Here is a 25,877-nt window from a genome sequence, read left to right on the forward strand (position 1 = left end):
ATTTTGGGGTAGTCGTCTGTTTTTCAACCTGTGTTAACGGGTTTTTATCGGCTTGTGTTCTGTCGTAAGGCAAAACCTGGCTCAGCGCGGAGCTGCGCTTACGTTTCCTTCCAGGGGTGGGAACAAGGATATTCAGGAGAGAACGTGCCAAAGATCCGTCTGTTATGTTTTGCCGCTTTACTGTTGGTGGGCGAAACGGCTTTCGCCGCCAATGTGCGATTGCAACTGGAGGGGCTAACCGGGGAGCTGCAAAAAAACGTGCGCGCCCAGTTGTCCACCATTGAAAGTGATGAAGTGACCCCGGACCGCCGTTTTCAGGCGCGCGTGGATGACGCCATTCGCGAAGGGTTAAAAGCCTTAGGCTATTACGAACCCACCATCGATTTCGAACTGCGGCCGCCACCGGCGAAAGGGCGCCAGGTGCTGATTGCGCGTGTGCAAGCCGGTGAACCGGTGCGCATTGGTGGCAATAGCGTGATCCTGCGCGGCGGCGCGCGTACGGACAGTGATTATCTCGACTTACTCAAAAAACGCCCCGCTATCGGCACGGTGCTGCACCATAACGATTACGACAATTTCAAAAAATCGCTCACCAGCGTGGCGCTGCGTAAAGGCTACTTCGACAGTCAGTTCCTTAAAAGCCAGCTTGGCATTGCCCTTGAGCGCCGCCAGGCGTTCTGGGATATCGATTACGACAGCGGCCAGCGTTACCGCTTTGGTACGGTTACGTTTGAAGGCTCGCAAATCCGCGACGAATACCTGCAAAACCTGGTGCCCTTCCACGAAGGGGATTATTACCAGACGCAGGATCTGGCAGAGCTAAACCGCCGCCTGTCCGCCACCGGCTGGTTTAATTCGGTCGTTGTCGCGCCAGAGTTTGATAAAGCGCGTAAAACCAAAGTGTTGCCGCTTAAAGGCGTGGTGTCACCGCGCACGGAAAACACCATTGAAACCGGGGTGGGCTACTCGACCGATGTCGGGCCGCGCGTCAAAGCAACATGGAAAAAGCCGTGGATGAACTCCTACGGTCACAGCCTGACCACCAGCACCAGCATCTCCGCGCCGGAACAGCAGCTCGATTTCAGCTACAAGATGCCGCTGCTGAAAAACCCGCTTGAACAATATTACCTGGTGCAGGGCGGCTTTAAGCGTACCGATTTGAACGACACCGAAGCAGATTCCACCACGCTCGCGCTGTCGCGATACTGGGATCTCTCCAGCGGCTGGCAGCGCGCCATTAACCTGCGCTGGAGCCTCGATCACTTTACCCAGGCGAATGTTACTAACACCACTATGCTGCTTTACCCAGGCGTGATGATCAGCCGTACCCGCTCGCGCGGCGGCCTGATGCCAACCTGGGGGGATTCGCAGCGCTACTCGGTGGATTACTCGAATACTGCCTGGGGATCGGATGTCGATTTCTTAGTTTTGCAGGCGCAAAACGTCTGGATCCGCACCCTTTACGATCGCCACCGTTTTGTGGCGCGCGGCAATCTGGGTTGGATCGAAACCGGCGATTTTGATCGCGTGCCACCGGATCTGCGCTTCTTCGCCGGGGGCGATCGCAGTATTCGCGGCTACAAATACAAATCTATCGCGCCTAAAAATGACAGCGGCAAGCTGATTGGTGCCTCCAAACTGGCGACCGGTTCACTGGAGTATCAGTACAACGTCACCGGCAAATGGTGGGGCGCGGCGTTTGTCGATAGTGGCGAAGCGGTGAGCGATATCCGGCGCAGTAATGTGAAAACCGGCGCGGGTGTTGGCGTGCGCTGGGAGTCGCCGGTCGGGCCTATCAAGCTCGATTTCGCCGTACCGGTCGGCGATAAAGAAGAACACGGATTACAGTTTTACATCGGGTTGGGGCCGGAATTATGAGTTTATGGAAGAAAATCAGCCTCGGCGTCCTGGTGTTTATCCTGCTGGTGCTGGGCACCGTGGTCTTTCTGGTTGGCACTACCAGCGGGCTGCATCTGTTATTTAAAGCGGCCAACCGCTGGGTGCCGGGGCTGGAAATCAGCCAGGTGACCGGCGGCTGGCGCGATCTCACGCTAAAAAATATCCGTTTTACCCAGCCGGGCGTGGCGGTTAACGCGGGCGAAGTGCATCTGGCGGTGAAGCTCGGCTGCCTGCGCGACAGCAGCCTGTGCGTGAACGATCTGTCATTGAAAGATATCAATGTCGTTATCGACAGCAAAAAAATGCCGCCCGCCGCACCGGTAAAAGAGGAAGAGAGCGGGCCGCTGAACCTCTCCACGCCATACCCGATAACGCTAAGCCGGGTGGCGCTCAACAATGTAAACATCAAAATCGACGACACCACCGTCTCGATAATGGATTTCACCACCGGTCTGAACTGGCAGGAGAAAAACCTGACGCTGAAACCGACCTCGCTGCAAGGGTTGTTAATTGCCCTGCCGAAAGTGGCCGATGTGGCGCAAAAAGAGGTCGTTGAACCGAAAATCCAGAACCCGCAGCCGCAGGAAAAACCGCTCGGCGAAACCATGAAAGCGCTGTTTGAAAAGCCGCTGCTACCGGAAATGACCGATGTTCACCTGCCGCTCAATCTCAATATTGAAGCGTTTCGCGGCGAACAACTGCGTCTCACCGGCGATACCGACATCCTGGTGCGCAGCTTATTGCTGAAAGTGAGCAGTATCGACGGGCAGATGAAGCTCGACGCGCTGGATGTGGATTCCAACCAGGGGCAGGTGCGCGCCACCGGTAGTGCCCAGTTGCGCGATACCTGGCCGGTGGATATTACGCTCAATACCACGCTGAATATCGATCCGCTGAAAGGCGAGAAGGTGAAACTGAAAGTCGGCGGCGAAATGCGTAAGCAACTCGACGTTGGCGTGAACCTCTCCGGTCCGGTTGACATGGATTTGCGCGCGCAAACACAACTGGCCGAAGCCGGTTTGCCGCTGGATCTGGAGATAACCAGTAAGCAGCTTTACTGGCCGTTTACCGGCGAAAAGCAGTACCAGGCCGATGACCTGAACCTGAAACTCACCGGCAAAATGACCGACTATACGCTGGCGTTTCGCACGGCGGTGAAAGGCCAGGATCTACCGCCTGCGACCATTACGCTTGATGGTAAGGGCAACGAGCAGCAACTGAACCTCGATAAACTGGTTATCGCTGCGCTGGAAGGTAAAACCGAGTTGAAAGCGCTGCTCGACTGGCAGCAGGCCATCAGCTGGCGCGGTGAATTAACGCTGAAAGATATCGATACCGCAAAAGCCTTCCCGGAGTGGCCGTCAAAACTGAATGGCCTCATCAAAACGCGCGGCAGCCTGTATGGCGGTAGCTGGCAAATGGAGGTGCCGGAGCTGAAACTGAGCGGCAACGTGAAGCAGAACAAGGTCAACGTTGACGGGCAGCTTAAAGGTAACAGCTATTTACAGTGGACCATTCCCGGCCTGCACCTCGAGCTGGGAAAAAACAGCGCCGATATCAAAGGCGAGTTGGGCGTTAAAGATCTCAATCTTGATGCCACGATTGATGCGCCGGGGCTGAATAACGCGTTGCCAGGGCTGGGCGGTACGGCGAAAGGGCTGGTGAAAATTCGCGGTACGGTGGATGCGCCACAGGCGCTGGCGGATATCACCGCCAATAATCTGCGCTGGCAGGAACTTTCCGTGGCTCGCGTGCGCGTGGAAGGCGATGTGAAATCCAGCGACCAGATTGGCGGCAAACTGAACGTACGCGTGGAACGCATTGCCCAGCCAGGCGTGAACCTCAGCCTGGTGACGCTGGCGGCGGACGGCAATGAGCAACAGCATAAACTGCAGCTGCGCGTGCAGGGCGAGCCGGTTTCCGGCCAGCTTAATCTGGCAGGCAGTTTTGACCGCCAGCAGCAGCGCTGGAAAGGGACACTGAGCGATACGCGCTTTGCCACGCCGGTTGGGCCGTGGTCGATTAACCGCCCGGTGACGCTGGATTACCGCAATCAGGAGCAGAAAATTGCTATCGGCCCGCACTGCTGGCTGAACCCGAACGCTGAACTTTGCATTCCGCAAACCATCGACGCAGGCGCAGAAGGCCGCGCGGTGGTGAACCTGAACCGCTTCGACCTGGCGATGCTGAAGCCCTTTATGCCGGAAACCACGCAAGCAAGCGGTGTGTTCAGCGGTAATGCGGATGTCAGCTGGGACACCACTAAAGAGGGGCTACCGCAGGGTGAGGTGACGCTCTCCGGGCGCGGCGTGAAAGTGACGCAGGTGGTGAATGACGCGCCGCTGCCGCTCGCGTTTGACACCCTTAATCTCAACGCAAAACTACGTGATAACCGGGCCGATCTCGGCTGGCTGATCCGCCTGACCAATAACGGCCAATTCGACGGCCAGGTGCAGGTCACCGATCCGCAAGGGCGGCGCAATCTGGGCGGCAACGTCAATATTCGCAACTTCTCGCTGGCGATGGCGAACGCCATTTTCAGCCGGGGCGAGAAAGCTGCAGGCACGTTGAATGCCAGTTTACGCCTTGGCGGCAACGTGCAAAGCCCGCAGCTCTTCGGGCAACTGGGGCTGAACGGTCTGGACATTGACGGCAACTTTATGCCGTTTGATATGCAGCCCAGCCAGCTGGCGATGAATTTCAACGGCATGAGTTCGACCTTGCAAGGCGTGGTGCGTACCGGGCAGGGGCAGATCAACCTGAGCGGCGATGCCGACTGGAGCCAGATTGATAACTGGCGCGCGCGCGTGGCGGCGAAAGGCAGCAAAGTGCGCATTACCGTGCCGCCGATGGTGCGCCTGGATGTCTCGCCGGATGTGGTATTCGAAGCGACGCCAAGCCTGTTTACGCTGGATGGCAACGTGGACGTGCCGTGGGCGCGCATCGTGGTGCATGACTTACCAGAAAACGCGGTCGGCGTCTCCAGTGATGAAGTGATGCTGAATAACGACTTGCAGCCTGAGCAACCCAAAAGCGCGTCGATTCCGATCAACAGCAACCTGACGGTGCATGTCGGCAACAACGTGCGGCTCGATGCATTCGGCCTGAAAGCGCGGCTGACGGGCGATCTGAAAGTAGCGCAGGATAAGCAGGGGCTGGGCCTGAACGGGCAGATCAACATCCCGGAAGGGCGTTTCCATGCTTACGGCCAGGATTTGCTGGTGCGTAAAGGCGAACTGCTATTCTCCGGGCCGCCGGATCAACCGATGCTGAATATCGAAGCGATTCGTAACCCGGAATCGACAGAAAACGATGTGATTGCCGGGGTCCGCGTCACCGGTACCGCCGATGAGCCGAAAGCGGAGATCTTCTCCGATCCGGCGATGTCGCAACAAGAAGCGCTCTCGTACCTGCTGCGTGGTCAGGGGCTGGAGAGCGAACAGAGCGACAGTGCGGCAATGACATCAATGCTGATTGGCTTAGGGGTTGCACAAAGTGGGCAGGTTGTGGGTAAAATCGGCGAGACTTTTGGCGTCAGCAATCTGGCGCTGGACACCCAGGGCGTCGGCGACTCCTCGCAGGTGGTGGTTAGCGGCTATGTGCTACCGGGTCTACAAGTAAAATATGGTGTAGGAATTTTTGACTCACTGGCGACTCTCACGTTACGTTATCGCCTGATGCCTAAGCTGTATCTTGAAGCGGTGTCTGGCGTAGATCAGGCACTAGATTTGCTCTATCAGTTTGAGTTTTAGCAATGCGAATATTTGTCTACGGCAGTTTACGACGCAAGCAGGGCAACAGCCACTGGATGACCAATGCTCAGTGGCTGGGGGACTTTTGTGTCGAAAATCATCAGCTGTATAGTCTGGGGCACTATCCCGGCGCAGTAGCCGGTGAAGGAAGCGTCAAGGGCGAAGTTTATCGCATCGACGCAGCAACGCTCGGTGAGCTGGACGCTCTGCGCACCGCGGGCGGCGAGTACAAACGTCAGTTGATCCAGACGCCTTATGGCAGCGCCTGGATGTATGTTTACCAGCGTTCGGTTGAGGGAAAAACCTTAATCGAGAGCGGTAACTGGCTCGACCGCGAGCAGTACCAGAAGTAATCACGCTTAGAGAACCGCGCCGCTGGCGCGGTTTTTCTTTGCGCGCTCCGCTTATCCGCACTATCCCGTTTTGGTGCCTGGCTAAGGTTAAGCCGCATCCGGCATTAACCCGACAGCTCACAAAACCAGGGCGAAAAAAAGCCCCGGTCGCATTACACGCACCGGGGCTTTTTTCACTAAAACGGATTACTTCTTCGCTGCGCGCTCGAAAGAGGCAATAATTTCTGCTTTAGCAGCTTCAGCGTTGTCCCAGCCGTCCACTTTCACCCATTTGCCTTTTTCGAGATCTTTGTAGTGCTCGAAGAAGTGGGTGATCTGTGCTTTCAGCAGTTCCGGCAGGTCGTTCACATCTTTAATGTGATCGTACTCTTTGCTCAGTTTGGTGTGCGGAACAGCAACCAGTTTGGCATCTTCACCAGACTCGTCGGTCATTTTCAGCACGCCAACCGGACGGCAGCGGATCACAGAGCCTGGCTCCAGCGGGTACGGCGTCGGCACCAGCACGTCTACCGGGTCACCATCCAGCGAAAGGGTGTGGTTGATATAACCGTAGTTGCACGGATAGAACATCGCGGTGGACATGAAACGGTCTACGAACAGCGCGCCGCTCTCTTTGTCGACTTCGTATTTGATCGGGTCAGCGTTAGCCGGAATTTCGATAACAACGTAGATATCTTCTGGCAGATCTTTACCCGCCGGGACGTTCAGTAAGCTCATGTTTGTTTCCTTTAAAATGTGTGGCAAACAAGTGCCGGGTATTATAGCCAACTGGCGGTGAATGTCTTGGGCTGTTTTAACTTACTCACACTTTTTCAGACGCTTTCTGACACCCATTTTTGACCGTTTTATCCATAACCATAGCAGCATCATCAATAAATTTGTGTAACCGATTACAGCGAAATTTCATTCTAATCCGTACGCAGTAAATTTCTGCAATTTCAATGGATAAATGAGGTGAATTAAAACCGCGCTTTTCGCGCGCCAGATCGCAACTGGTCATCAACAATTCATTCACTTTTCCGATTTGTGATGTAACGCATTCTGTTACATCCTCGATTGTCTATAGTTTTCCCGCAGGTGAAGTTGTAGCCAACAATAACCCTCGAGGATGCTCTTATGTGGAAGCGCTTACTTCTTGTCACAGCAGTTTCGGCAGCCATGTCGTCTATGGCAATGGCCGCCCCGTTAACCGTAGGATTTTCGCAGGTCGGATCTGAATCCGGCTGGCGAGCCGCTGAAACCAATGTCGCCAAAAGCGAAGCCAGCAAGCGCGGCATTACGCTGAAGATTGCTGACGCCCAGCAGAAGCAGGAAAACCAAATCAAAGCGGTACGTTCGTTCATCGCCCAGGGCGTTGACGCCATCTTTATCGCGCCGGTGGTGGCAACAGGCTGGGAGCCGGTATTGAAAGAAGCCAAAGACGCCAAAATACCGGTGTTCTTGCTCGACCGCTCCATCGATGTCAAAGACAAATCGCTCTACATGACTACGGTGACCGCCGACAACATCCTTGAAGGCAAGCTGATTGGTGACTGGCTGGTGAAAACGGTCGATGGCAAACCGTGTAACGTTGTTGAGCTGCAAGGCACCGTGGGTGCGAGCGTGGCGATCGATCGTAAGAAAGGGTTTGCTGAAGCCATTTCGAAAGCCTCTAACATCAAAATCATCCGTTCTCAGTCTGGCGACTTTACCCGCAGTAAAGGTAAAGAGGTGATGGAGAGCTTTATCAAGGCGGAAAACAACGGCAAAAACATTTGCATGGTTTACGCCCACAACGATGACATGGCGATCGGCGCTATCCAGGCCATCAAAGAAGCGGGTCTGAAACCGGGTAAAGACATTCTCACCGGTTCTATTGACGGCGTGCCGGATATCTACAAAGCGATGATCGACGGCGAAGCCAATGCCAGCGTTGAGCTGACGCCAAATATGGCAGGCCCGGCGTTCGACGCGCTGGAGAAATACAAAAAAGATGGCACCATGCCGCCGAAGTTGACCATAACCAAATCGACGCTCTATCTGCCGGATACGGCGAAAGAGGAGTTAGAGAAAAAGAAAAACATGGGTTACTGAGTCGCAAAAACCCTCTCCCCGGCGGGGAGAGGGTAAATGTGTAAGGGGTCAACAATGAACGCGGAAGCACACCAGGAAATCCTGCGTACCGAAGGCTTAAGTAAATTCTTTCCCGGCGTAAAAGCGCTCGATAACGTGGATTTCAGCCTGCGCCGCGGTGAAATCATGGCCCTGCTCGGGGAAAACGGCGCGGGAAAATCGACGCTGATTAAAGCATTAACCGGCGTTTACCACGCCGATAAAGGCGCCATCTGGCTGGAAGGCCAGCAAATCGATCCGAAAAATACCGCCCACGCCCAGCAGCTCGGCATCGGGACGGTGTACCAGGAAGTCAACCTGCTGCCGAACATGTCGGTGGCGGATAACTTATTTATTGGTCGCGAACCCCGGCGTTTTGGTTTATTGCGTCGTAAAGAGATGGAAAAACGCGCGACTGAATTGATGGAGTCTTACGGTTTCTCGCTGGATGTGCGCGAGCCGCTTAACCGCTATTCGGTGGCGATGCAGCAGATTGTGGCCATTTGCCGCGCCATCGATCTCTCCGCCAAGGTGCTGATCCTTGATGAACCCACCGCCAGCCTCGATACCCAGGAAGTGGAGATGCTGTTTACCCTGATGCGCCAGTTGCGCGATCAGGGCGTTAGCCTGATCTTCGTCACCCACTTTCTCGATCAAGTCTATGAAGTCAGCGATCGCATCACCGTGCTGCGCAACGGCGGTTTTGTCGGTTGCAAACCGACCAGTGAGTTGCCGCAAATAGAGCTGGTCAAAATGATGCTGGGCCGTGAGCTGGAAAGCAACGCCCTGCAGCGCGCCGGGCGCACGCTACTGAGTGAAAAACCGGTGGCGGCGTTCAATGGTTACGGCAAAAAAGGGGTGATCGCCCCGTTCGATCTGGAAGTGCGCCCCGGTGAAATTGTCGGTCTGGCCGGGTTGTTAGGCTCGGGTCGCACCGAAACCGCCGAAGTGATTTTTGGCATTAAACCCGCCGACAGCGGCAGCGCGACCATCAAAGGCAAGTCGCAATCCTTACGCTCACCGCACCAGGCTTCGTGTCTGGGCATCGGTTTTTGCCCGGAAGACCGCAAAACCGACGGCATTATCGCCGCTGCGTCGGTGCGGGAAAACATTGTACTGGCGTTACAGGCGCAGCGCGGCTGGCTGCGGCCGATCCCGCGCAAAGAGCAGAACGCGATTGCCGAGCGTTTCATTCGCCAGCTTGGCATTCGCACACCGAGCGCCGAGCAGCCAATTGAGTTTCTTTCCGGCGGCAACCAGCAGAAAGTGTTGCTTTCCCGCTGGCTGCTGACGCGCCCGCAATTCCTGATCCTCGATGAGCCAACGCGTGGTATCGATGTGGGGGCGCATGCGGAGATCATTCGCCTGATCGAAACCCTCTGTGCCGATGGTCTCGCGCTGCTGGTTATTTCGTCCGAACTGGAAGAGCTGGTCGGTTATGCGGATCGGGTGATTATCATGCGCGATCGTAAACAGGTGGCGGAGATCCCGCTCGCTGAGTTGTCCGTTCCGGCGATCATGAATGCCATTGCGGCGTAAGGAGTAGAGTGTGATGCCTCAATCACTTGGCCAAACGACGCCGCCAAAGCGCCGTTTTAACTGGCCGACCGGAACGCCGCAGTTGATAGCGCTGCTGCTGGTGTTGGTGGTGGATAGCCTGGTCGCGCCGCATTTTTATCAGGTGGTGTTACAGGATGGTCGCCTGTTCGGTAGCCCGATAGACATTCTTAACCGTGCCGCGCCGGTGGCGCTGCTGGCCATTGGTATGACGCTGGTGATTGCCACCGGCGGTATTGATCTGTCGGTCGGGGCGGTGATGGCGATTGCCGGCGCGACGGCGGCGTCGTTAACGGTTGCCGGATACAGCCTGACGGTGGTGGTGCTGGCGGCGATTGGCACTGGTGTGCTGGCTGGATTGTGGAACGGTATTCTGGTGGCGATTTTGAAGATCCAGCCGTTTGTCGCCACGCTGATTTTGATGGTCGCCGGGCGCGGCGTCGCACAGTTGATCACCTCCGGGCAGATAGTCACCTTTAACGCCCCGTCGCTGGCCTGGTTGGGCAGCGGTTCGCTGCTGCTATTCCCAACCCCGGTGATTATCGCGCTGGTCACGCTGGTGCTGTTCTGGCTGTTCACGCGCAAAACCGCGCTCGGCATGTTCATTGAAGCGGTGGGCATCAATATTCGCGCGGCGAAAAACGCCGGTGTGAATACCCGTGTTGTGGTGATGCTGACTTACGTGCTGAGCGGCGTGTGCGCGGCGATAGCCGGGGTGATTGTCGCGGCGGACATTCGCGGGGCGGATGCTAACAACGCCGGGCTGTGGCTGGAATTAGACGCGATTCTGGCGGTGGTTATCGGCGGCGGTTCGCTGATGGGCGGGCGCTTTAATCTTGTGCTGTCGGTGGTGGGTGCGCTGATTATTCAGGGTATGAATACCGGCATTTTGCTCTCCGGTTTCCAGCCGGAACTCAACCAGGTGGTGAAAGCGGTGGTGGTGATGTGCGTACTGATTGTTCAGTCGCCGCGCTTTATCGCGCTGATTAAAGGAGCTCGCGGCCATGATAAAACGTAATTTACCGCTGATGATAACGCTGGGCGTGTTTGTGCTCGGCTACCTCTACTGCCTGACGCAGTTTCCCGGATTTGCGTCAACGCGCGTGATTTGTAACATCCTCACAGATAACGCTTTTCTGGGGATTATCGCCGTTGGTATGACCTTCGTGATCCTCTCTGGCGGCATTGATTTATCCGTCGGCTCGGTGATTGCTTTTACCGGGGTTTTTCTGGCGAAAGCCATTGGTGACTGGGGCATCTCGCCGCTGCTGGCATTCCCGCTGATTCTGCTGATGGGCACCGCGTTTGGCGCGTTTATGGGGCTTCTGATCGACGCGTTAAAAATCCCGGCGTTTATCATCACCCTGGCGGGGATGTTTTTCCTGCGCGGCGTAAGCTACCTGCTCTCGGAAGAGTCCATTCCAATTAATCACCCGATTTATGATTCGCTCTCCAGCATGGCGTGGATGATCCCCGGCGGCGGACGTTTGAGCGCAATGGGGCTGCTGATGCTGTTCGTGGTGGTAATCGGTATTTTCCTCGCACACCGCACTCGTTTTGGCAATGAAGTCTACGCGATTGGCGGTAACGCCACTTCCGCGAACCTGATGGGTATCTCAACGCGCGGTACCACCATTCGTATCTATATGCTCTCGACCGGGCTGGCGACGCTGGCGGGGATTGTCTTTTCGATTTACACCCAGGCCGGTTACGCGCTGGCGGGCGTGGGGGTTGAGCTGGATGCCATCGCCTCGGTGGTGATTGGCGGCACATTACTGAGTGGCGGCGTCGGCACGGTGCTCGGCACACTGTTTGGCGTGGGTATTCAGGGGCTTATCCAGACCTATATTAACTTCGATGGCACGCTCAGTTCCTGGTGGACCAAGATTGCCATCGGCATTCTGTTGTTTATTTTTATCGCGTTGCAACGTGGCTTAACGGTGCTGTGGGAGAACCGCCAAAGCTCGCCTGTTACACGAGTTAGCACAACGGCAACAAAGTAATAACATATTGAAATGACTATTTTTCCCTAAAGTAATTCCGGTGGCGGTCGATAACTGACGAATCGGCTTAATTTACGCCAAAAAGTATCGCTGCTACCGGGATTCACATCATGCTTAAAACGCTTTCGATCCGTACTGGTTTACTTTCTTTGCTGGCTGTTATGACGTTTCTCCTGTTGCTGGTTAGCGGCATCGGAGTTTATGCACTCAATAAAAGTTCCTCATCGCTGGAGCGAATTAGCCAGCTTCAGGGCGAAAAGATGGCGCGCCTGAGCGAAGGTTACACGCTGATCCTGCGTGCGCGTAATGAAGCGGGCCAGGCCGTGCGCATGATGGAAGTCGGTTTGCTGGATGATGCCGCCAAATCGGTGAAAATGATCAATGGCGAAATTGAACACGGTGAGCAATCGCTTACGGGGGTGATTAAGGCGGGCGTTGATGACGAACAAGGTTCCGCACTGCTGGCGGCGTTAGCGAAAAGCTACGGCGACTATGTCAATCAGGGCATTAAACCGATGCAGGATGCGCTCAACCAACAGAGCGCCGATGCCTATTATGACCTGCTGGAAAACAAACTGATCCCTATCTCCCGCCAGTTCGACAACGACATGCAGGCATTCCAGAAATGGGGCGAAGTGCGCGGCAAAGCGGAAGTGAGCGCCGTTCAGAGCAGCAAAAACGGCGTTATGCTGCTGATTCTGGTGGTGGCGTTGCTGGTGGCCGGGATCATCGTGCTGGCCTGGCTGGCGCTGCGCCATTTGCTGCTCAAGCCGCTGGATACGTCCATTCAGCAACTGGAACAGGTGGCGGCAGGGGATTTGACCTACCTGAAAACCGATGTCAGTAGCAAAGAATTTAACCGGCTGAACGCGGCCATCGAAGAGATGCGCCAGTCGCTGGTGGGTTCGGTCACCCGCGTGCGTGATGCCAGCTCGCAAATTGATACCGGCAGCCGTGAACTGGCGGCGGGCAACATCGATTTGTCGCAGCGTACGGAATCGACCGCCACATCGCTGGAGCAAACCGCGGCCAGCATGGAGCAGATCACCGCCACGGTGAAACTGAACGCCGACAACGCCGAACAGGCACACAAACTGGCGAAGACGGTTTCCGATACCGCCGATCGCGGCAGCGAAATGGTCTGCTATGTGATTGAAAAAATGCGCGATATCTCCACCAGCTCCGATCGTATCGCCGACATTCTTAGCGTGATTGACGCCATTGCTTTCCAGACCAATATTCTGGCGCTGAACGCCGCCGTTGAAGCGGCACGCGCGGGTGAGCAGGGGCGCGGTTTTGCAGTCGTAGCCGGTGAAGTGCGTAACCTTGCCAGCCGCAGCGCCGAATCGGCGAAAGAGATCCGGGCGCTCATCAGCAGCTCGCAGGCGCAGGTGTCTGAAGGCAGCGATCTGGCGATGCAGGCCGGTGAAACGATGGACGAAATCGCTGAAGAAGTGTTGCGCATGACCAAACTGATGCGCGAAATCGCCAATGCGTCGCAGGAGCAGAGTCGCGGTATTGAGCAGGTGAATATCGCCGTCAGCCAGATGGATGAAACCGCACAGCAAAATGCGGCGCTGGTGCAGCAATCTTCTGCGGCGACCCGTTCGCTGGAAGAGCAGTCGCGCGAATTGTTGCAGGCAATGGCTTCATTCCGTTTACAGACGCAGGGATAACGAAAGGCAACGACATGGGAATCTGTATTCAATGCGATAAGGACGCGCTGAAAGAGAGTGATTTCTGCGCGGAGTGCGAGGCGCGCGAGTTTAAAAAAATTCGCGGCTGGCTGTTTGTTCCGGCGATCTCGCTGGTGCTTTCTCTGCTGACGATTATTGTGTCAATCAACACGACCGTTCAGGAACTGATGGAGCACGACGGCGCGTTCGTCGCAGGGCAGAAAGGGCTGCTTATTTTTGAGCTGGTTTTCTTTGTGGCGATGTTTGCTTACACGCTGTTCGTTTCGAGCCTGTTCTTTCGCAAAAAGCGTCAGCTTCCGCGTTTTTTCATTGGTTTTCTGCTGCTTTGGCTTGCGTTTTACGGGATGGATTTAGTGCTGGCACATCAGCTTATGGATCTGCCTTACGTCTACGATAACGTTAAGCCGTTGCTGCGTAACGCGGTAAGCGCAGCGATTTGGATCCCCTATTTCCTGGTGTCCATTCGCGTCAAACGCACCTTCGTGCGCTAAAAAAAAGCGCCACAATCGTGGCGCTCTCTCATTGTACCCGGCCGATTAGGCGTCCGGGAACTCACGCAGATAGCGTTCTACGTCATCCACCATGTGCTCGTTGCCGACAAAGAACGGACGGCGCTGATGCAGGCTTTCCGGTTGGATATCCAGAATGCGGTTTTTGCCGTCGCTGGCTTTACCGCCCGCTTGTTCAGCGAGGAAAGCCATCGGGTTGCATTCGTACAGCAGACGCAGTTTCCCTTCCGGGTGGCTGGCGGTGCTTGGATAGAGGTAGATCCCGCCTTTCAGCAGGTTACGGTGGAAATCCGCCACCAGCGAACCGATGTAGCGCGTGGTGTAAGGGCGGTTGGTCGCTTTATCTTCTTCCTGGCAGAACTTCAGGTATTTCTTCACGCCCTGCGGGAATTTGATGTAGTTGCCTTCGTTAATGGAGTAGGTGTTGCCACGCTCCGGGAAGCGCATACGCTCCTGACACAGGCAGAACACGCCAAGTGACGGATCGTAAGTGAAGGCGTGTACGCCGCAGCCAGTGGTGTAAACCAGCATGGTGGACGAACCGTAAACGACATAACCAGCGGCGACTTGTTTGTTGCCCGGTTGCAGGAAGTCTTCCATGGTGACCGGCGTACCGACTGGCGTTACGCGGCGATAGATGGAGAAAATTGTCCCAACGGAGACGTTAACGTCGATGTTGGAGGAACCATCCAGAGGATCCATCAGCACCACATATTTGGCGTGTTCGCAGCCTTCGAAAACGACGATCTCATCTTCTTCTTCAGAGGCGATCCCAGCCACGATATCGCGGGCGCGGAGTGCGGCTTTCAGTTTTTCGTTCGCGAACAGGTCGAGTTTTTGTTGCTGCTCGCCCTGCACGTTTTCAGCACCGCTTGCACCCAGGATATCGACCAGACCGGCCTTATTGATATCGCGATGAATGATCTTGGCGCCCAGTTTTATCGCCGACAGCAAAGCAGTCAGTTCACCCGTTGCATGCGAGAACTCATGCTGCTTTTCGACAATAAATTCACCTAACGTTTTCATAACACTTTCCCTGCATTTTTCATGATGGAGTAAAGCGATTGTAGCCTGTGGTTTTCAGGTTGCTGCTCACAGCAAGTTCCGGATAGTAAACAGCTGACGCCGTAACAGCCAGAGCTTTCGCAAACGAAAACGCGAAGGTCCTGCAACAATACTAACAAACATTCAAAAGTCCGCGCACAGGTGAATCGCGCCAGCTACATACGGATTATCCTGAAATGCATTTCTCTGCAGTGAAACATATGAGTAAAATGTGCGCCAGTTTAAGAAAGGATAATGACGTATGCGCATTCATATTTTGGGGATTTGTGGCACTTTCATGGGCGGGCTGGCAATGCTGGCGCGCTCGCTGGGACACCAGGTAACGGGCTCGGACGACAGTGTCTATCCGCCGATGAGCACGCTGCTTGAGAATCAAGGGATTGAACTGATTGAAGGTTATGACGCCAGCCAGCTCGATCCGGCGCCGGATTTGGTCATCATCGGCAACGTGATGAAGCGCGGTAATCCCTGTGTGGAAGCGGTGCTGGAAAAGAACATTCCGTTTATGTCGGGGCCGCAATGGCTACATGACTTTGTGCTGCGCGACCGTTGGGTTGTCGCGATTGCCGGTACGCACGGTAAAACCACCACGGCAGGCATGGCGACCTGGATTCTGGAAGCCTGCGGTTATAAACCGGGGTTTGTGATTGGCGGCGTACCGGGCAACTTTGATGTCTCGGCGCGTCTGGGCGACAGCCCGTTCTTCGTGATTGAAGCCGATGAATATGACTGCGCCTTCTTCGACAAACGTTCCAAATTCGTCCATTACTGCCCGCGCACGCTGGTGCTCAATAATCTTGAGTTTGACCATGCGGATATTTTCGACGATCTGAAAGCGATTCAGAAACAGTTCCACCACCTGGTGCGCATCGTACCGGGGCAGGGGAAAATCATCTGGCCGGAAAACGACATCAACCTGAAACAGACGATGGCGATGGGCTGCTGGAGCGAGCAGGAACTGGTGGGCGAGCAGGGCCACTGGCAGGCGAAAAAACTGAACACCGACGCCTCTAACTGGGAAGTGTGGCTGGATAACGAATGCGTCGGCCAGGTGAACTGGGGCTTAGTGGGCGAGCACAACATGCATAACGGCCTGATGGCGATTGCCGCCGCGCGCCATGTTGGCGTTGCCCCGGCAGATGCGGCGAACGCGCTGGGCTCTTTCATCAACGCGCGCCGCCGTCTGGAGCTGCGTGGCGAAGCCAATGGCGTGACCGTGTATGACGATTTTGCCCATCACCCGACGGCAATCCTGGCAACCCTCGCGGCGCTGCGCGGGAAAGTGGGCGGCACCGCGAAAATTATCGCCGTGCTGGAGCCACGCTCAAACACCATGAAAATGGGTATCTGCAAAGACGATCTGGCACCGTCGCTGGGACGTGCTGACGAAGTGTACCTGCTGCAGCCGCCGCATATTCCCTGGCAGGTGGCGGAAGTGGCGGACGCCTGCGTGCAGCCTGCGTACTGGAGTGCGGATATCGATACGCTGGCGGAGATGATTGTCAAAAGCGCCCAGCCGGGCGATCACATTCTGGTGATGAGCAACGGCGGGTTTGGTGGTATCCACCAGAAGCTGCTCGACGGGCTGGCGAAAAAAGCGCAACTCGCTGCTGAAAACGCCTGATTGCATTAAGTAAAATAAAAAACCGTGCCCACAACCAGGCGCGGTTTTTTTATGCCTGCGCGTTACTCTTTCGCCATCGGCGTTTCAATCGACTGCGGGGTTTTGCTGCCCTGGATTTCCTGCACGCGTTTCTCGACTTCAGCCACCTGGCCGCTATTGTGCAGCAGCGTATAGGTTAAATCGAAGCGGGTGCTCTGGCCCGGTTGCAACTGTTTCACGCGTTTTTGTTCGCGTTCAATAGTGACTGGATAGGCGTAGCTGGTGCCCGGTTCGATACCGGTGACGTAGCCCTGTTTTTCCGTGTCGGTATTTTTCCACAGCGTCAGCACCGGCAATTGTTCGGTGTTGTAGCTAATCGCCACGCCTTTATCTCCGGCCTTGTTCAGCAATGCCGCGACAGTCTGTTTACTGGCGTCAGCCAGCGGCTTGATATTAAACACCATCTCATCGAAGCCTTTGGTTGGTCCGGCGTAGGTTTGCCACGCTTTCAGCCCCTTTTTGGCGTAATCATTGAATGGGCTGACGTTTTCATACGGCGTAATAAAGCGCGCGCCCTGTTCAAGGATCGGCTTACTGAAATTGCTGTGATAGATGATTTGGTAATCATGCGGATAGTCAGCGTGGTTGGTCAGCACGTCATGCAAGCTGAAACTGTTGCTGCCAGGAATGTAGCGCAGTTCCATTTCTGTTTGCAGATCCGCTTTTTTGAAAGTGCTCTCTTTCACTAATCCGCGAATGCGAATTTCATAGGGCGCCGTTTCGCTAACATCGACGGAAACCTGCGAAGCGGGCGTGTTACCGACTTTGCCATGCAGGGTGTAAATCTGTCCGTCCGCCGTTACCGGATGGCCGGTCCACTCATAACCGCAGCGCACCACCATTTCGTTGAAACCTTCCAGCCAGCCGAGACCGTTGCGGCTTTCCAGATTGATGAATGCCGGGTTAACGACCTCTTTTACTGGTGAACTCCAGCCCATATGCACGCCAAAACCGTCGGCATAGAGCAAATTCATACCGCGCGTCGGACTTAGCGCGATAGTCAGGCCGTTTTTACTGCTCAGTTTGATGACTTTGCTGCCCTCTTGTTTACCACCATGCAGCACTACCTGCTCAATGCTGAACTGCTGATCTTTGATGTTCAGCTGATCGCTGCTGATCCGCCAGTTTCCTTGCTCTACGCCGCCTTCAGCACTTGTCAGCACCCAGGTTTTCGCCATTACCGGAGCAGATACAAGTAGAGCAAGTGCGGAAAGCATTACGGTTTTTTTCATCATTTTGTCCTTTTTAGCTGAATCGATTATTTGCACCATGGCTGAAATCTACGTTTTGCGCAGGGGAGAAAATGTGATCCGTTTCATTTGCTGAAAATGAGCGAGGATGAGAAGGCAAATAGCTGGTATTGATCGCATTTATCTATGAAATGAAAGCTATGTGTGTGGTAAATATGTGATGTGGAATGTTTTTAGCTTTAACGATTCAGCTAAAGCAGCGCAGCATCCAGGGGAAAATAAATGAAACAGGAAAAGGGAAGCGGGAAAAGCCCTCTCCCGCAGGAGAGGGATAATGCAGAAAGGTTATTGCTCGCTGGTTTCAGCCAGATCACGCAGATACTGGAAGATTAAACGCGCGGATTTCGGCGGTTTATTACCTTCTTTCTCTTTCTTCGCATTACGGATGAGCGAACGCAGTTGCTGGCGATCAGCGTCCGGCCACAGGTTCAGCACCTCTGGCACCGCATCATCACCCTCTTCAATCAGGCGATCGCGGATCTGCTCCAGTTTGTGGAAAAAGGCAACTTGCTGATTGTGGCGGTTTTTCAGCTTATCCAGCGCCTGGCGAATCGGATCGACATCGCGCTGACGCAGCATTTTACCGATCAACTGCAACTGACGGCGGCGACCCTCTTTCTTAATGCGCTGCGCCAGCTCAATAGCGTCGCGCAGATCCTGGTCGAGCGGGAGTTTATCCAGCGCGTTTTTGCCAAGATCGACCATTTCCGCGCCGAGCTGCTTTAACTCTTCAGCATCGCGCTTAATTTCACTCTTACTGACCCAGATGATCTCGTCATCTTCGTCTTCAATATCATCACCGGGCACGTCGTCGAGCCAGTCGTCGGGCTGCTTTGTCATCTCAGGCTCCTTAAAAAAAGAGGCTAATGTTACCAGTTAAGGCGCGCACTGAAAAACGGTTCTCTGTTAGACTTCAAAGAATCTCTCCCTTAATTATGGCATTGGCAATGAAAGTAATCACACAAGTTGCACAACAACGCAAAACGCTGGAAGAGGCGGTTTCCACAGCGCTGGAATTAGCCGTCGGAAAAGCGGACGGTGCGGAAGTGGCTGTCAGCAAAACCACCGGGATCGGCGTCAGCACGCGCTACGGCGAAGTGGAGAATGTCGAATTTAACAGCGATGGCGCACTTGGGATAACCGTTTATCACCAAAACCGCAAAGGCAGCGCCTCGTCAACCGATCTCAGCCCGGAGGCGATTGCCCGCACCGTACAGGCAGCACTGGATATTGCACGTTATACCTCGCCGGATCCTTACGCGGGCGTGGCAGATAAAGAGCTGCTGGCGTTTGAGGCACCGGATCTCGACCTGTTCCACCCGGCGGAAGTGACGCCGGATGAAGCCATTGAATGGGCCGCGCGCGCTGAACAGGCGGCGCTGAAAGCGGATAAACGCATTAATAATACCGAAGGCGGCAGCTTCAACAGCCACTACGGCATTAAAGTCTTCGGCAACAGCCACGGCATGCTGCAAAGCTACTGCTCTACGCGCCACTCTCTGTCGAGCTGCGTGATTGCCGAAGAGAATGGCGACATGGAGCGCGATTACGCGTACACCATCAGCCGTGACATCAACGAGCTGCAAACGCCGGAGTGGGTGGGCGAAGAGTGTGCGCGTCGCACGTTGTCCCGCCTGTCGCCGCGTAAGCTGCCGACCATGAAAGCGCCAGTCATTTTCGGCCACGAAGTGGCAACCGGCCTGTTTGGTCACCTGGTGGGCGCGATTGCCGGTGGTTCTGTCTACCGCAAATCGACCTTCCTGCTGGACTATCTCGGCAAACAGATCCTGCCGGAGTGGCTGACCATTGAAGAGCATCCGCATCTGCTCAAAGGGCTGGCTTCTTCACCGTTTGACAGCGAAGGCGTGCGTACCGAACGCCGCGATATCGTTAAAGATGGCGTGCTGATGCAGTGGCTGCTGACCAATTATTCCGCGCGTAAGCTGGGGCTGAAAAGCACCGGACATGCGGGCGGCATTCATAACTGGCGCATTGCCGGGCGCGGTTTGAGCTTTGAGCAAATGCTAAAAGAAATGGGCACCGGGCTTGTGGTCACCGAGCTGATGGGCCAGGGCGTGAGCGGCATTACCGGTGATTATTCGCGCGGTGCGTCCGGTTTTTGGGTAGAAAATGGTGAAATCCAGTACCCGGTGAGCGAAATTACCATTGCCGGAAATTTGAAAGATATGTGGCGTAATATCGTTACCGTTGGTGACGATATCGAACACCGTAGCAATATTCAGTGTGGTTCAGTGTTACTCCCGGAGATGAAAATCGCCGGACAATAACTCCGTGGCGCACAGAGCTGCGCCTTTAGCGTGAATAATAAAAAAGGAAGTGAGCAATGCGTAAAAACCTGTTAGCGATCCTTGCTGTGTCATCGTTGTTTGTTGGATCGTCGGTGTTCGCCGCCGATCTCGAAGATGATATGGGCACCCTGAATGACAATCTGAAAGTGGTGCAGAAAACCAGCGACGCTGGCGAGATGAAAGATGCATTAACCAAAATGCGTACCGCTGCGCTGGATGCGCAAAAAGCAACGCCGCCGAAACTGGAAGGTAAAGCGGCAGACAGCGCAGAGATGAAAGATTTCCGCCACGGCTTTGATGTGCTGGTTGGGCAGATCGACGGCGCGCTGAAACTGGCTAACGAAGGCAAAGTGAAAGAGGCGCAGGATGCCGCCAAAGGGTTCATTGATACCCGCAACACGTATCACAAGAAATATCGTTAATTCGGTATCAGGTTAAACGAAGCGGGGCAATTGCCCCGCTTTTTACTTCAGCTTCTTGACCGGAATTTCCGGTGTCCGCTTTTTATTGTGTGCTTCCCTGGTGCTGTTTCATTTTTAAAACGCGTTATGTCAGGGGATCAAAATCATCTGTTGTTAAATCTCTCTCGTGTTGAGTAAACATTGTCAGCATCAGTTTTTTTTAGTTTGGTGGAATGGTTCCGTTCATTAATAGAAGGATTATTTTAATTAACCCCCGTGCTGTGAACGGGATAAGGGGGACACTGCGTCCCCCTTATCAATCCCCGCAGCCCCGCAGGACATCGGTGCTTCGCACTACGCTCACCTCCCGAGCGTCTGGCTGCGGTCGGCTCGACTCAAGATTACTCGTCCCATCCCTGGGACTCGCCCCTTCGGGGCCAGCGCAGGCGCTGTTCAAAATTGCTCCCGGCAATTTTGTCCATGTCTCGTTTCGCCTCTGGCCGCCATCCATGGCGTCCAGACCTTGCCATTCACTCTTCGGTTCGCCGATTTCAGCGGGGACCCAACCCCATCGCTGCGAAGTTCATGCACTTTTTTAATAACGTATCGCTGCAAGGTCAGGGGATCAAAATCACCTTCCCGCTAAACTCTCTGTTTTCCAGCAAATCATGCGCCTCTTTACCCCGGTAGAGCGGAAACGATGTCACCTCCGGCAATTTGATATGCCCTGCTTTCAGCTGCGCGAACAGGCGGTCGGCGCGGCGCTGTCGCTCTTGCTGCGATGTCAGGTAAGTCCACAGATCGGCACCGATAACACCGGTGGATCGCAATAAAAACTGCGCCGGATCCGGCGTGGGGATCGTGCCGCCGGACATACCGAACAGCACAACGCGCCCGCCATCTTTCAGGCTGTCCAGACTTTGTAGCAGCGTGCTGCCAACCGAATCAAACACGATATCGCAACCCGGCGTATGCCAGGCGCGAACCTGCTCAGGCCATGAGTTGTAATCGGCGGCGGCGTCTGCGCCGTTACGCAGGCAGAGGCGTTGCTTAGCCTGGTTTGAGGCCACGGCGAACACCTGCGCCCCCCGGTGTACCAGCATTTGCGTCAGCAGGCTGCCCACGCCGCCAGCGGCGGCCAGCACGGCGACACGCATGCCGGGTACTACCGGTAACACGTCATGTACCAGATAATCTGCGGTTAAGCCTTGCAACAGAATCGATGCGGCCTGCGCTTCAGAAAGCCAGTCGGGAAGGCGAATAGCGTTTTCCTGCGCCACCACAATATGGCTGGCGTGCGCCAGCGGCACATCGGCAAAACCCACGCGATCGCCCGGTTGCCAGCCGCTCACACCGCTCCCCACGGCAATCACCTGGCCGGCTCCTTCATACCCGGCAACCCAGGGGGCGTTTCCTGCCAGTGGATAACGCCCCTGGCGGCGATAAATATCCGCAAAATTCAGCCCGGCGGCAGACACGTCGACCAGCAACTCGCCCGCGCCGGGCTGCGGCGTAGGTTGATTGTGCAGGTAGAGCACGTCCGATGCGCCAAACTCATTGAAAACCAGCGATTGCATCATTAAGAACCTAATAAACGATAATGGCGCTATTATTTCCCGCGTCCTGTTGCGGATAAATGGGGCATTGTTATCTTCATTTGATACTGTGGGTTTAGAATGCGGGTGGAAAATGGATTATCTCAAATGCGTTGAGTCGTTTGTCAGCACCATCAAGTTCGGCAGTTTTACCGCCGCCGCCGACTCGTTAGGCATCACGCCAGCGATGGTCGGTAAACATGTGCGCGAACTGGAACGCCGCACCGGTTGCAAGCTGCTGCACCGCACCACGCGCCGCCAGGGGCTAACCGAAGCCGGTCAGCGTTTTTACCAGTATGGCCTGCAAATCCTTGCCACCGTTCGCGAAGCAGACGGGTTAGCCAATCATCTTTATGAAAATGTCTCTGGCCTGCTGCGCATCAGCGCACCGGTGGCCTGGGGCAATCATGTTTTAACCCCCATTTTGTCGCGTTTTTTACAGCAATATCCCGGCGTGAATGCGGAAATGGTGCTGGGCGATCGCAAAGTCTCGCTGATTGAGGAGCGCTTTCAGCTCGCTGTGCGCGTCGGCGCTATCAACGATGAAGGGATGATTGCTATTCCGCTGGCGCCGTACCAGATGATCCTCGCCGCGTCGCCAGATTACTTAGCGCGCCACGGCACGCCCGAAACCCCGGATGAGTTGAAACAGCACCACTGCATCAGTTTTAGCCAGTGGCGATCCGATCACAGCTGGCAACTGGCAGGGCCGGACGGTAAACAAGACGTGCCGATCACCCCGCGGCTGATGGTGGATTCCGGCGAGGCGATTCGCCAGGCGGCGCTGGCCGGGCTGGGGATTGTGCAGCACGCCGACATCATGTTGCAGCGGGATATCGATGCAGGCCGTCTGTGCGCCGTACTGCCGGGCTATTTACCGCCGCCGCGCCCGATGCATTTATTACATTTACCCGGCAGGCCGTTGCTGCCGCTGGTGTCGTCATTCACGGATTATCTGTTGCGGGCGCTGAACAACGGGCAGGAATAAGTAAACCTTATTCACCTCACACTTTTCCCCGCCAGTCCGCCGTTTTTTTGTGCTTTTTGGCTGTCGTTTTTCCGCCTCTTTTGGTCAAAATTGTGACCGCTATACAGTGAAAAAAACCTGAACGGCCTCATTTTGCGGCGCAGATCACTAAAGCCTTCCGCGTTTCCACTTCGAAGTGGAAAACTCCTCGCTACAAACTCTTAACCTGCAACGCTAGTTTTATTCCGAAGCCATTAACGGGGTACGACGAGTGAATAACGGAGCGGTAATAAACGACGCGGAGCAGGCTGCGCAAACGGCAACCCTTGCTGAACGCATGCTGAAGCAGGTGTATGCCTTACTCAGTTCTCAGAACATTACGCCGAATGCGGTTCAGCAACAGATGCTGACCTCTCATGTCCGCGCGATGGCGCACCGGTCGGTGACCGGCGAACCGCTACCGGAAGTGGACGCCAGCCTGTTTGATGAGATCTCGGCGGATTCCATGAACCTTGCCCGCGATGTCGTGGCGGCCTTTGGCAACCTTCCGGAAGAAGAAGCCTGGCTGCTGTCGGTGCACTTCGAAGTGGCGAAAGACAACCTTTAAGGAGCGAAAAATGGAACAGATTACCGTAGTGATTGGCGACCGCCTGGGTAAAGGCCAGAAAGTGGCGGCCGGCGTAGAAAAAGCGGGCGGCCGCGCGGTGGTCGTGCCGGGCGTGGCGGCGGATATGAAACTTGGCGATGTGATGAAAGCGGAAAACGCCACCTTTGGCATCTCGTTTTGCGGCAGCGGCGGCGCAGGTGCTATCACCGCGCAGAACAAGCATGGCTACAAAGCGAAATATGGCATGCGTTCTGTGGAAGAGGGCGTGACGGCGATTAACGAAGGCTGCAACGTGCTGGGCTTTGGCTTTATGGACAAAGAAGAGTTAGGCGAGCGTCTGGTGCAGGCGTGGCAGAAAAAATACGGCGCATAACCATGAAAGAACAGTTCACCACCACGGTCAGGGTAAAGGGCAAGGGCGATGCGAAAGCGCGCGCCTTCGCCGATGCACTGAACCATGTTCAGGCCGCGGTGATGAAAACGTCGCCGCACATTTTACTGCGCATTGAGCCACAGGACGTGCAGGTTGTTCAGGCGCAGGAAACGACGCGCAAAGAGGCATTTTTGTTCCTCTTTTTGCGCCGTATAAGACGCACGTACAGCGTGGAGCTGGACGTCACCGTCAACGTGACCGCCATCAATCTCGATAAAGTGGATTTCGTCACGCAATAACTCACCGCATACCCCGTGAGTCAGTATCACAGGGTAGAAGAGGGCAGACTGATGTTCTTAATCATACTAATAAAATCGCTCATTATCGGCGGCCTGGTGGGCGTTGGTGTGGGCGCAGGGGCTGCACGCATGTTCCACGCGCCGACCACGCAAGGGATGGGCGCATTTCGTACACTGGGCGAACTGAACTCCTGCGAAGGGGACCCGGCTTCGCACTTCTCCTTTGGCCTGGGTTTCTTCTTTAACGCCTGGGCGTCATCCGTTGCGGCGGGCTCGTTCACTCAGGACGTTGACCACCGCATTATTCCGAACTGGGGTGCGGCTGCGTTGATGGTGAAAAACCGCAACGTGGGCGAAACCCTGCATGACCCGAAAAAGATGGCTATCGCCTGTGGCTTGATCGGCATGGTGGTCGTCACCTTCCTCAATCTGACCGCCTCCTCCGTTCCGGCGGCGTTGCAGGTGACCGCGGTGAAAGTGCTGGTTCCGGCCGCGAACCTGCTGGTCAACACCGTGATGCCGGTGATTTTCTGGCTGGCGGCAATTGATGCAGGCAAGAAATCCGGTTTCTGGGCGACCGTCTTTGGCGGCGCGGCGCAGCTGATTATGGGCAACGCCGTACCGGGCCTGGTGCTGGGTATTCTGATTGGTAAAGGCGTGGAAGAGAGCGGCTGGAATCGCGTCACCAAAGTGATGATGACGGCGATTGTCGCCCTGTTTGTGCTGAGTGCGTTCTTCCGCGGCTTTGACCTGAAAATGATCGAGTCCTTCCACCTGAGCGCGCCGGACTGGCTGTCGCTTATCCACAACTCGCTCAGCGGCAAATAAGGAACCGAGATGGAACAGAATAAAGGCTTTTGGTACGCCGACTGGTCATTCCCGATTTTCGTCGGCCTGCTCTCTTCCGGCGTGTTCGCCGGGACACACATGTACTACCTGTACGGCATTGGCGCGTTTAACGAAGTGGCGTTTGTCTCGATGCTGCGTTCCGGCATGGATACCGGCGTTTACGGCGCGGTGGCGGCGTTTGGCGCGAGCTTCCTGTTCGCCCGCATTATCGAAGGTTCGCTGGTCGGTATTCTCGATATCGGCGGGGCGATTCAAACCGGCGTTGGCCTTGGCGTGCCGGCGCTGCTGCTCGGCGCGGGCTTTGTCTTCCCGGTGGCGAACTTTGTGGCTTCGCTGGCTACCGGGCTGATCATCGGCCTGGCAATTGGCTACCTGATTATCCTGGCGCGTAAGTTCACCATCAATCAGAGCGACTCCACCTACGGCGCAGACGTGATGATGGGCGCGGGTAACGCATCCGGGCGCTTCCTTGGCCCGTTGATTATCCTCAGCGCGATGACCGCTTCCATTCCGATTGGTATTGGTTCGCTGATTGGCGCGCTGCTGTTTTACCTCTGGCAGAAGCCGATCACCGGGGGCGCGATCCTCGGTGCGATGCTGCTGGGCTCCATCTTCCCGGTAGCCCTCTGACACCCACG

Annotated in this window: 23 protein-coding genes; 18 read left to right on the forward strand and 5 right to left on the reverse strand. The window is 55.4% G+C overall.

Translation table 11 applies throughout. From position 1 onward, the window contains the following. Positions 1 to 144 precede the first annotated feature (144 nt). The 3 genes from tamA to JKP81_RS13520 are packed head-to-tail and all read left to right on the forward strand — an operon-like array spanning position 145 to position 6,004. The gene (gene tamA, locus JKP81_RS13510) at positions 145 to 1,878 is read left to right on the forward strand and encodes an autotransporter assembly complex protein TamA (RefSeq protein ID WP_200552143.1); all 1,734 of its coding nucleotides are present in this window, start codon (positions 145 to 147) and stop codon (positions 1,876 to 1,878) included. After that, positions 1,875 to 5,651, forward strand: coding sequence for an autotransporter assembly complex protein TamB (tamB, locus tag JKP81_RS13515; RefSeq protein ID WP_200552144.1), 3,777 nt, complete (start codon positions 1,875 to 1,877; stop codon positions 5,649 to 5,651). The genes tamA and tamB overlap by 4 nt, the downstream gene beginning before the upstream one ends. Positions 5,652 to 5,653: 2 nt before the next feature. Beyond that, positions 5,654 to 6,004: a gamma-glutamylcyclotransferase gene (locus JKP81_RS13520; protein WP_020456270.1), complete on the forward strand. Its 351-nt coding sequence runs from the start codon at positions 5,654 to 5,656 to the stop codon at positions 6,002 to 6,004. A 186-nt stretch (positions 6,005 to 6,190) separates the two neighbouring features. Here JKP81_RS13520 and ppa read toward each other — a convergent pair whose 3' ends face one another. Then, positions 6,191 to 6,721 (reverse strand): inorganic diphosphatase, encoded by a 531-nt coding sequence (gene ppa, locus JKP81_RS13525; RefSeq protein WP_008460444.1) that lies wholly within the window; start codon positions 6,719 to 6,721, stop codon positions 6,191 to 6,193. Between the two features lie 399 nt (positions 6,722 to 7,120). On the opposite strand from ppa, the gene ytfQ reads away from it, so the two are divergent. The 6 genes from ytfQ to JKP81_RS13555 all read left to right on the forward strand — a co-directional run bounded on the left by ytfQ (position 7,121) and on the right by JKP81_RS13555 (position 13,843). After that, a complete protein-coding gene (gene ytfQ, locus JKP81_RS13530; protein ID WP_017459125.1) occupies positions 7,121 to 8,077 on the forward strand; it encodes a galactofuranose ABC transporter substrate-binding protein YtfQ in 957 nt (318 codons plus the stop codon). Between the two features lie 54 nt (positions 8,078 to 8,131). Beyond that, a complete protein-coding gene (gene ytfR / locus JKP81_RS13535; protein WP_200552145.1) occupies positions 8,132 to 9,634 on the forward strand; it encodes a galactofuranose ABC transporter, ATP-binding protein YtfR in 1,503 nt (500 codons plus the stop codon). A 10-nt stretch (positions 9,635 to 9,644) separates the two neighbouring features. Further along, complete coding sequence (gene ytfT / locus JKP81_RS13540; RefSeq protein WP_200552146.1) at positions 9,645 to 10,670, forward strand: galactofuranose ABC transporter, ATP-binding protein YtfT; 1,026 nt, start codon at positions 9,645 to 9,647, stop codon at positions 10,668 to 10,670. Next, on the forward strand, positions 10,657 to 11,655 hold the full coding sequence (gene yjfF, locus JKP81_RS13545) for a galactofuranose ABC transporter, permease protein YjfF (protein WP_200552147.1): 999 nt from the start codon (positions 10,657 to 10,659) through the stop codon (positions 11,653 to 11,655). The genes ytfT and yjfF overlap by 14 nt, the downstream gene beginning before the upstream one ends. Positions 11,656 to 11,765: 110 nt before the next feature. Next, the gene (locus JKP81_RS13550) at positions 11,766 to 13,331 is read left to right on the forward strand and encodes a methyl-accepting chemotaxis protein (RefSeq protein WP_200552148.1); all 1,566 of its coding nucleotides are present in this window, start codon (positions 11,766 to 11,768) and stop codon (positions 13,329 to 13,331) included. A gap of 14 nt (positions 13,332 to 13,345) precedes the next feature. Beyond that, positions 13,346 to 13,843: a DUF2569 domain-containing protein gene (locus JKP81_RS13555; RefSeq protein WP_200552149.1), complete on the forward strand. Its 498-nt coding sequence runs from the start codon at positions 13,346 to 13,348 to the stop codon at positions 13,841 to 13,843. Positions 13,844 to 13,888: 45 nt separating this feature from the next. On the opposite strand, the gene fbp is transcribed toward JKP81_RS13555, so the two are convergent. Continuing rightward, the gene (gene fbp / locus JKP81_RS13560) at positions 13,889 to 14,887 is read right to left on the reverse strand and encodes a class 1 fructose-bisphosphatase (RefSeq protein WP_200552150.1); all 999 of its coding nucleotides are present in this window, start codon (positions 14,885 to 14,887) and stop codon (positions 13,889 to 13,891) included. 280 nt (positions 14,888 to 15,167) lie between these two features. On the opposite strand from fbp, the gene mpl reads away from it, so the two are divergent. Then, positions 15,168 to 16,550 carry a UDP-N-acetylmuramate:L-alanyl-gamma-D-glutamyl-meso-diaminopimelate ligase gene (gene mpl / locus JKP81_RS13565; RefSeq protein ID WP_200552151.1) on the forward strand — a complete coding sequence of 461 codons (1,383 nt, stop codon included), beginning with the start codon at positions 15,168 to 15,170 and terminating at the stop codon, positions 16,548 to 16,550. A gap of 62 nt (positions 16,551 to 16,612) precedes the next feature. On the opposite strand, the gene JKP81_RS13570 is transcribed toward mpl, so the two are convergent. Further along, entirely contained in the window at positions 16,613 to 17,821 is a 1,209-nt protein-coding gene (locus tag JKP81_RS13570) for an aldose 1-epimerase family protein (RefSeq protein ID WP_200552152.1), read from the reverse strand. 303 nt (positions 17,822 to 18,124) lie between these two features. Then, positions 18,125 to 18,679 (reverse strand): ribosome biogenesis factor YjgA, encoded by a 555-nt coding sequence (yjgA, locus tag JKP81_RS13575; RefSeq protein ID WP_200552153.1) that lies wholly within the window; start codon positions 18,677 to 18,679, stop codon positions 18,125 to 18,127. Between the two features lie 95 nt (positions 18,680 to 18,774). On the opposite strand from yjgA, the gene pmbA reads away from it, so the two are divergent. Both pmbA and cybC read left to right on the forward strand, forming a co-directional pair. Next, complete coding sequence (gene pmbA / locus JKP81_RS13580; RefSeq protein WP_200552154.1) at positions 18,775 to 20,127, forward strand: metalloprotease PmbA; 1,353 nt, start codon at positions 18,775 to 18,777, stop codon at positions 20,125 to 20,127. Positions 20,128 to 20,183: 56 nt separating this feature from the next. Next, on the forward strand, positions 20,184 to 20,570 hold the full coding sequence (gene cybC, locus JKP81_RS13585) for a cytochrome b562 (RefSeq protein WP_097401747.1): 387 nt from the start codon (positions 20,184 to 20,186) through the stop codon (positions 20,568 to 20,570). A 596-nt stretch (positions 20,571 to 21,166) separates the two neighbouring features. On the opposite strand, the gene JKP81_RS13590 is transcribed toward cybC, so the two are convergent. Further along, on the reverse strand, positions 21,167 to 22,129 hold the full coding sequence (locus JKP81_RS13590; protein WP_200552155.1) for a quinone oxidoreductase: 963 nt from the start codon (positions 22,127 to 22,129) through the stop codon (positions 21,167 to 21,169). 109 nt (positions 22,130 to 22,238) lie between these two features. Here JKP81_RS13590 and JKP81_RS13595 point away from each other — a divergent pair, with 109 nt between their 5' ends. The 6 genes from JKP81_RS13595 (at position 22,239) to JKP81_RS13620 (ending at position 25,869) form a co-directional block, all read left to right on the forward strand. Then, positions 22,239 to 23,132, forward strand: a complete 894-nt coding sequence (locus JKP81_RS13595) for a LysR substrate-binding domain-containing protein (protein WP_200552156.1) — start codon at positions 22,239 to 22,241, stop codon at positions 23,130 to 23,132. 250 nt (positions 23,133 to 23,382) lie between these two features. After that, positions 23,383 to 23,718: a glycine dehydrogenase gene (locus JKP81_RS13600; RefSeq protein WP_020456287.1), complete on the forward strand. Its 336-nt coding sequence runs from the start codon at positions 23,383 to 23,385 to the stop codon at positions 23,716 to 23,718. A gap of 10 nt (positions 23,719 to 23,728) precedes the next feature. Continuing rightward, complete coding sequence (locus tag JKP81_RS13605; RefSeq protein ID WP_020456288.1) at positions 23,729 to 24,091, forward strand: SFCGS family glycine-rich protein; 363 nt, start codon at positions 23,729 to 23,731, stop codon at positions 24,089 to 24,091. Positions 24,092 to 24,093: 2 nt separating this feature from the next. Beyond that, positions 24,094 to 24,390: a DUF4312 family protein gene (locus JKP81_RS13610; RefSeq protein WP_020456289.1), complete on the forward strand. Its 297-nt coding sequence runs from the start codon at positions 24,094 to 24,096 to the stop codon at positions 24,388 to 24,390. A gap of 51 nt (positions 24,391 to 24,441) precedes the next feature. Then, on the forward strand, positions 24,442 to 25,218 hold the full coding sequence (locus JKP81_RS13615; RefSeq protein ID WP_017459108.1) for a DUF4311 domain-containing protein: 777 nt from the start codon (positions 24,442 to 24,444) through the stop codon (positions 25,216 to 25,218). 9 nt (positions 25,219 to 25,227) lie between these two features. Continuing rightward, a complete protein-coding gene (locus tag JKP81_RS13620; RefSeq protein WP_020456290.1) occupies positions 25,228 to 25,869 on the forward strand; it encodes a DUF4310 family protein in 642 nt (213 codons plus the stop codon). The last annotated feature ends 8 nt before the right edge of the window (positions 25,870 to 25,877 follow it).

Origin of the sequence: Kosakonia sp. LAM2021 (assembly GCF_016620385.1) — a bacterium.
GTDB classification, from domain to species: domain Bacteria; phylum Pseudomonadota; class Gammaproteobacteria; order Enterobacterales; family Enterobacteriaceae; genus Kosakonia; species Kosakonia sacchari.

What these genes read in the sequence shown, in the direction of transcription:
- tamB (WP_200552144.1), top strand. Translation starts at nt 1,875, where the DNA reads ATGAGTTTATGGAAGAAAATCAGCCTCGGCGTCCTGGTGTTTATCCTG.
- JKP81_RS13520 (WP_020456270.1), top strand. Translation starts at nt 5,654, where the DNA reads ATGCGAATATTTGTCTACGGCAGTTTACGACGCAAGCAGGGCAACAGC.
- ppa (WP_008460444.1), bottom strand. Translation starts at nt 6,721, where the DNA reads ATGAGCTTACTGAACGTCCCGGCGGGTAAAGATCTGCCAGAAGATATC.
- ytfQ (WP_017459125.1), top strand. Translation starts at nt 7,121, where the DNA reads ATGTGGAAGCGCTTACTTCTTGTCACAGCAGTTTCGGCAGCCATGTCG.
- ytfR (WP_200552145.1), top strand. Translation starts at nt 8,132, where the DNA reads ATGAACGCGGAAGCACACCAGGAAATCCTGCGTACCGAAGGCTTAAGT.
- yjfF (WP_200552147.1), top strand. Translation starts at nt 10,657, where the DNA reads ATGATAAAACGTAATTTACCGCTGATGATAACGCTGGGCGTGTTTGTG.
- JKP81_RS13550 (WP_200552148.1), top strand. Translation starts at nt 11,766, where the DNA reads ATGCTTAAAACGCTTTCGATCCGTACTGGTTTACTTTCTTTGCTGGCT.
- JKP81_RS13555 (WP_200552149.1), top strand. Translation starts at nt 13,346, where the DNA reads ATGGGAATCTGTATTCAATGCGATAAGGACGCGCTGAAAGAGAGTGAT.
- fbp (WP_200552150.1), bottom strand. Translation starts at nt 14,887, where the DNA reads ATGAAAACGTTAGGTGAATTTATTGTCGAAAAGCAGCATGAGTTCTCG.
- mpl (WP_200552151.1), top strand. Translation starts at nt 15,168, where the DNA reads ATGCGCATTCATATTTTGGGGATTTGTGGCACTTTCATGGGCGGGCTG.
- JKP81_RS13570 (WP_200552152.1), bottom strand. Translation starts at nt 17,821, where the DNA reads ATGAAAAAAACCGTAATGCTTTCCGCACTTGCTCTACTTGTATCTGCT.
- yjgA (WP_200552153.1), bottom strand. Translation starts at nt 18,679, where the DNA reads ATGACAAAGCAGCCCGACGACTGGCTCGACGACGTGCCCGGTGATGAT.
- pmbA (WP_200552154.1), top strand. Translation starts at nt 18,775, where the DNA reads ATGGCATTGGCAATGAAAGTAATCACACAAGTTGCACAACAACGCAAA.
- cybC (WP_097401747.1), top strand. Translation starts at nt 20,184, where the DNA reads ATGCGTAAAAACCTGTTAGCGATCCTTGCTGTGTCATCGTTGTTTGTT.
- JKP81_RS13590 (WP_200552155.1), bottom strand. Translation starts at nt 22,129, where the DNA reads ATGATGCAATCGCTGGTTTTCAATGAGTTTGGCGCATCGGACGTGCTC.
- JKP81_RS13595 (WP_200552156.1), top strand. Translation starts at nt 22,239, where the DNA reads ATGGATTATCTCAAATGCGTTGAGTCGTTTGTCAGCACCATCAAGTTC.
- JKP81_RS13605 (WP_020456288.1), top strand. Translation starts at nt 23,729, where the DNA reads ATGGAACAGATTACCGTAGTGATTGGCGACCGCCTGGGTAAAGGCCAG.
- JKP81_RS13610 (WP_020456289.1), top strand. Translation starts at nt 24,094, where the DNA reads ATGAAAGAACAGTTCACCACCACGGTCAGGGTAAAGGGCAAGGGCGAT.
- JKP81_RS13615 (WP_017459108.1), top strand. Translation starts at nt 24,442, where the DNA reads ATGTTCTTAATCATACTAATAAAATCGCTCATTATCGGCGGCCTGGTG.
- JKP81_RS13620 (WP_020456290.1), top strand. Translation starts at nt 25,228, where the DNA reads ATGGAACAGAATAAAGGCTTTTGGTACGCCGACTGGTCATTCCCGATT.